The sequence below is a fragment of the Parolsenella sp. genome (assembly GCF_982402205.1).
The window spans coordinates 1-5,410 of the sequence record NZ_CEVYAT010000110.1 but is presented as its reverse complement, the minus strand read 5'-3'; the positions used below and the strand labels follow the sequence as shown (position 1 = coordinate 5,410).

Here is a 5,410-nt window from a genome sequence, read left to right as displayed (position 1 = left end):
GCGAGGGCGACGAGGCCGGCGTCGAGGCCGCCCGCGCCGGGCGCGCCGAGCTGCTCGCCGACGACGTGATGCTGCCCCGCCTCAAGATGGGGGAGTAGGACAGGGTCAGAGCCTCACGACGACAGCTTTGACGAGCAAAATGGCCGCGCCGAGTCTGAAGACAGTCAGATTCGGCGCGGCCATTGCCATGCTTTAGCGCGGGCCATCACGTTGGCTGGTGACCCCGCTTGTGCCGTGCCAATTTGGTGAGGCCTTGGGCCGCAACGGGAATGAGGCAGAAGAAGAACGGCATGGCGTACATACCCTTTGCCTCCCAGAGGACGTAGACGACAAAGCCCATAAAGAAGGCGCAGGGCAGGCAGTAGGCGAGCGTCTTCGACTTGTCTCCAACCTGTCTGAACAGCTCGACCGCCCCAATTGTTGCTCCTGCGTAGATGACCGTCTGCATGCCATCCATCACGGCAAAGAGGGCCCTGCTTACCCACCCATGAATAAAGCTCGTGTCCCATGCATCGTAGCGACCGTCTGGCGCGTTGGTGCCCGCCGCCCCCTCGGGCGTCATGATGCCAATCGAGGCGATGTAGAGTGACTGAAACGTTGGGTCGAGCCACTCGGTGCCGAGCTTCTTGGAGAAGAACCAAGCGGCGTATGCGGGGTCGCTCGCAAAGCGTGTGGCTGCCTGCCCAATGGCACCCTTTGCCTCCTCGGCCTGAGCTGCAACGTCGCCCTCGTTCCTTATCTGGCTCTCGAGGGCAAAGCCACTCCACCAGCCGGGCATCGACTCGCCAAACACGTCTCCCGTGTTGAGTCCCATGGCAATCCACATGGACTTTGGCTGGTTATCGGGAAACTCGACTCCCAAGCGTGCCTCCATGTAAGAGGCGGGGAGTGCCCCGGCAGCCTTTGAGGATATAACGAGCAGGGCGATCATGAGGGGCGCGCGCCACCAAGACGCCTTCCTGACGCTGTCGATGGCAAGTACCAGCACAAAGCCAATGGCCATGACAACGTAGGTCGACTTTGCGACAAAGCCGAAGAACAGCAGGATGGCTCCAAACAGGATGAGAGGAAGAGCCCTTGTGCCCTCAATCGCCTGCGATTTCATCCAGGCAAGCATCGCGAAGAGGCAAAGAGCGAGCCCCAACGCATTGCCATAAGGGAATATGCAGAACACGAGCGGTGGCACAAAGGTGAGCGCGAGCAGCTCCGCCACGAGACGCTCGCGCTTTGGTGCCCCCGTGAGGCGTGCCATGCCAACGAGCGCAAGTCCGGAGCCAACCGAGGCAAGCGCGTTCGTGAACTGGTAGAGCATGACGGCATGGGTGCCAAAGAGCCTGAAGTACCCCTCGAAGACAAGGAGGATGCCCGCCTGGAAGGGATAGTTCGACAGGTACATGTCGCCGGGTAGGCGGCTCGCGAATGCATCCGCTCGGGGCAGGAATGACGAGTAGTCGTCCCGGGCGAGCTCCTGGGCATACTGCGTGAGCTGGCGCGAGTCGGCAAAGCCGTTGTAGGCGGTTGCGTTGTCGGGGATCCACCAGGTGCAGAACAGCAGGGCGAGGGCGGTAAGGATGGCAACGAACCTGCCCTCGCGGACCCGGTCCGCATGTCGCACCAGCCTCACGACAACAAGGAGGTAGAGAGCCATAACGGCAAACGCTGCGGCAAACTCGAGGACCCACTTGGGGGTGGTGGGCAGGTGGAAGGAGACGTACTCGCTGAAGCCCGCCCCCAAGGCTCCTGTGGCCGTCACGAAGAAGGAAGCAACCGCAAGAAGGCCACAGATTGTGGCGACGAGCGCACAGCCAAGGGCGAGGAGCCAGCCAAAGGACCGGCTCCTCGTTTCCCCGTGCGGCGTCGCGTTGTTTTCGGTGAGCGCCATCTCGGGCTAGTCCCTCCTGAGCTTGCGGTGGATGCGGTGGGGCTTGGCGGCCTCCTCGCCCAGGCGCCTCACGCGGTCGCGCTGGTAGTCGTCGAAGTTGCCCTCGAACCAGTGCCAGCGGCCCGGCTCCTCGTCGGTGCCCTCCCAGGCAAGGATGTGGGTGGCCACGCGGTCGAGGAACCAGCGGTCGTGCGAGGTAATGACCGAGCAGCCCGGGAAGGCCAGCATGGCCTCCTCGAGGCTCTCGAGCGTCTCGGTGTCGAGGTCATTGGTGGGCTCGTCGAGCAGCAGCAGGTTGCCGCCCTGCTTGAGCGTGAGGGCGAGGTTCAGTCGGTTGCGCTCGCCGCCCGACAGCACGCCAGCGGGCTTCTGCTGGTCGGTGCCCTTGAAGCCGAAGGCGCTCACGTAGGTGCGGGAGTTGATCTCGTCTTTGCCCACGACGATGAAGTCGTTGCCATCCGAGACGACCTCCCAGACGTTCTTCTCGGCATCGATGCCTGCACGCATTTGGTCGACGTAGGAGAGCTTGACGGTCTCGCCCAGCTCGATCGAGCCACTCGTGGGCTGCTCGGTCTTGGATTCGGTGAGCGTCGTGTCGCCCGCGGCCACGGCGGCGCCCACGATCATCTTGAACAGCGTCGACTTGCCCACGCCGTTGGGGCCGATCACGCCCACGATGCCGTTGCGCGGCAGCTCGAAGGACAGGTCGTCGATCAGGACGCGGTCGCCAAAGCTCTTGGAGAGGTGCTCAGCCACCAGCACCTTCGTGCCCAGGCGCGGGCCCACGGGAATGCGGATGTCGGTGACGCTCACGGTGCGGCCCGCGGCGGCCTCGGCCTCCATCTGCTCGTAGCGCTCGAGGCGCGCCTTGTTCTTGGCCTGGCGGGCCTTGGGGGAGCTGCGCACCCACTCGAGTTCGTTCTTGAGGCGCGTGGCGAGCTTGGCCTCCTTCTGGCCCTGGGCCTCGAGGCGGGCGGCCTTGGTCTCGAGGTAGGTGGAGTAGTTGCCCTTGTAGGGGTAGAGGTGGCCGCGGTCGACCTCACAGATCCACTCGGCGACGTTGTCGAGGAAGTAGCGGTCGTGGGTCACGGCGAGCACGGCGCCGGGGTAGTTGTGAAGGAACTGCTCGAGCCACAGCACGCTCTCGGCGTCGAGGTGGTTGGTGGGCTCGTCAAGCAGCAGCAGGTCGGGCGCCTCGAGCAGTAGGCGGCACAGGGCCACGCGCCTGCGCTCGCCGCCCGACAGCACGTTCACCGGCATGTCGGGGTCGGGGCACTGCAGGGCGTCCATGGCTTGGGTGAGCTGCGAGTCGAGGTCCCAGCCGTTTGCGGCGTCAATCTCGTCCTGGAGCTTGCCCATCTCGGCCATGAGGGCGTCGAAGTCAGCGTCGGGGTCGGCCATCTCGTTGCCGATCTGGTTGAAGCGGTCGATCTTGGCGAGCAAGTCGCCAAAGGCCATGCGCACGTTCTCGATGACGGTCTTGTCGTCGTCGAGCGGCGGCTCCTGCTCGAGCAGGCCCACGGTGTAGCCGGGGGTGAGGCGGGCGTCGCCGTTGGTGACCTCCTCCTTGCTGGCCATGATCTTGAGCAGCGTCGACTTGCCCATGCCGTTGGGGCCCACGACGCCAATCTTGGCGCCCGGGAAGAAGCTCAGGGTCACGTCATCGAGGATGACCTTGTCGCCATGGCTCTTGCGCGCCTCGAACATCTGGTAGATGAACTCTGCCATCCGTACCTCCTGGTAGGGGTCACTGGGACGGCGGCGCCCGCGGCGCTCTCGTCCCACGTTTCCTGCGGCGTGCGCGGCGACTCGTCTGCGGCCCGCCTCGCCTGCCGTGACACCCAAGCGTATCAGATGGGTGCATGTTAGATGTCGAGTTGCGCCCACTATTGGGTAGAATGTCGAGCATACGTGCGCCTCGGGCATGGCCCCGGGGCGCTAAGGCGCGCAACAGACGGGAGCCCACGCAGGCATGGCATCCATGAACGACAAGGACTACTACGCGATCCTCGGCGTCGAGCACGATGCGGACGACGCGCAGATTCGCAAGGCGTTCCAGAAGCTGGCGCGCAAGTACCACCCCGACATCAACAAGGAGCCTGGCGCTGAGGAGAAGCTCAAGGAGATCTCCGAGGCCTACGCCGTGCTCTCGGACCCTGCCAAGCGCCGCCGCTACGACGCCATGTCGTCGGGCAACCCCTTCGCGGGCGGTTCTCCTTATGGTGGCGGTGGCGCCCCCTCCCAGGGAGACCCGTTCGCGGGCATGGGCGGCTTCTGGGGCTTTCCCTTCTCCGACATGGGAGGCCGCTCCCGCTCGCGCACGCGCAGTCGCGCCTACAACCCGCAGGCGGGCGGTGACGTCGTCTATCAGCTCGACCTCGACGACGAGCAGGCCAAGAAGGGCTGCCGCCGCGGCATCACCTACCAGCGCTACGTCGCCTGCGACGTCTGCCATGGTGCGGGCTCGGTCCACGCCGACCATGCGCGCACCTGCCCCACCTGCGGCGGCACCGGCCATATCTCGGTCGACCTCGCGAGCCTTCTGGGCCTGGGCGTCATGAACATGGTCTGTCCCGAGTGCGAGGGCAGCGGCCGCGTCGTCGCCGACCCGTGCGACACCTGCGGCGGCACCGGGCGCGTGCTCTCGGCGAGTGAGGTCGTCGTCGACATCCCGGCGGGCAGCCACGACGGCGACACCGTGCGCGTGAGCGGCATGGGCAACGCCGGCACCAACGGCTCGACCACCGGCGACTTCGTCTGTCGCGTGGGCGTTCCCAGCGAACGCCTCTCGCCCAGGGCCGCCCAGGGCTTCCAGCTCCTGGGCTTCGCCGCGCCGTTCCTCATCCTGGGCCTTCTGCTCCAGAGCCTGGCACAGCTTGGCCTCGTCGTTGCCGTGCCCGCGCTCATGGGCGTGTGGTTCATCCTCGGCAACGGGGGCCTGCTCCACAAACCTAAGAGCTGGTGGAGCAACGCCTGGCGCTACTTCGTCAACGGCGCCATGAACGGCGCCACGATCGCCGTCTTCATGGCCCTCATGGTCTCGTGCATGTCGGGCCTGGGCACCCGCGGCTACGGGGCGCGCGGCTTCTACTAGCCTCTTCGCGGGCCCTCGCGCCCGCTCTCACGAACGTCATCAGCAATTAGGGAAGCGAGAACTACGAGCGTGGAATCCAAGGTCGACTATTACGAGGTGCTTGGCGTCGATCACGACGCCGACGCAAGGACCATCAAGCGCGCCTTCCTCAAAAAGGCCCGCACCCTTCACCCGGACGTCAACAAGGCGCCCGACGCCGAGGAGAAGTTCAAGGAGGTCAACGAGGCCTACTCCGTCCTCTCCGACGAGCAGAAGCGCGCCAACTACGACCGCTACGGCGACCCCAACGGCCCCGCGGGCTTTGGCGCCGGCGGCGTCGACGTGTCCGACATCTTTGGCGGCTTTGGCATGGACGACATCTTCTCGTCGTTCTTTGGCGGCGGCGCCTCGGGTGGCCGCGCCGCGCGTACGGCCGGCCGCGACATGGGCATCAC

Annotated in this window: 4 protein-coding genes; 2 read left to right on the top strand and 2 right to left on the bottom strand. The window is 65.5% G+C overall.

Annotation, left to right across the window (positions count from 1 at the left end):
* Positions 1-205 precede the first annotated feature (205 nt).
* Positions 206-1,882 (bottom strand): hypothetical protein, encoded by a 1,677-nt coding sequence (locus AC1VTH_RS06310; protein ID WP_481335320.1) that lies wholly within the window; start codon positions 1,880-1,882, stop codon positions 206-208.
* A gap of 6 nt (positions 1,883-1,888) precedes the next feature.
* On the bottom strand, positions 1,889-3,610 hold the full coding sequence (ettA, locus tag AC1VTH_RS06305) for an energy-dependent translational throttle protein EttA (RefSeq protein WP_481335319.1): 1,722 nt from the start codon (positions 3,608-3,610) through the stop codon (positions 1,889-1,891).
* 244 nt (positions 3,611-3,854) lie between these two features.
* Between ettA and AC1VTH_RS06300 the strand changes: the two genes are divergently transcribed.
* Entirely contained in the window at positions 3,855-4,976 is a 1,122-nt protein-coding gene (locus AC1VTH_RS06300; RefSeq protein ID WP_481335318.1) for a DnaJ domain-containing protein, read from the top strand.
* 69 nt (positions 4,977-5,045) lie between these two features.
* On the top strand, positions 5,046-5,410 hold a 365-nt coding region (locus tag AC1VTH_RS06295), incomplete at its 3' end, for a DnaJ domain-containing protein (protein ID WP_481335317.1).

Coding starts and splice junctions, on each gene's coding strand:
- ettA (WP_481335319.1), bottom strand. CDS start 3,610: ATGGCAGAGTTCATCTACCAGATGTTCGAGGCGCGCAAGAGCCATGGC.
- AC1VTH_RS06300 (WP_481335318.1), top strand. CDS start 3,855: ATGGCATCCATGAACGACAAGGACTACTACGCGATCCTCGGCGTCGAG.
- AC1VTH_RS06310 (WP_481335320.1), bottom strand. CDS start 1,882: ATGGCGCTCACCGAAAACAACGCGACGCCGCACGGGGAAACGAGGAGC.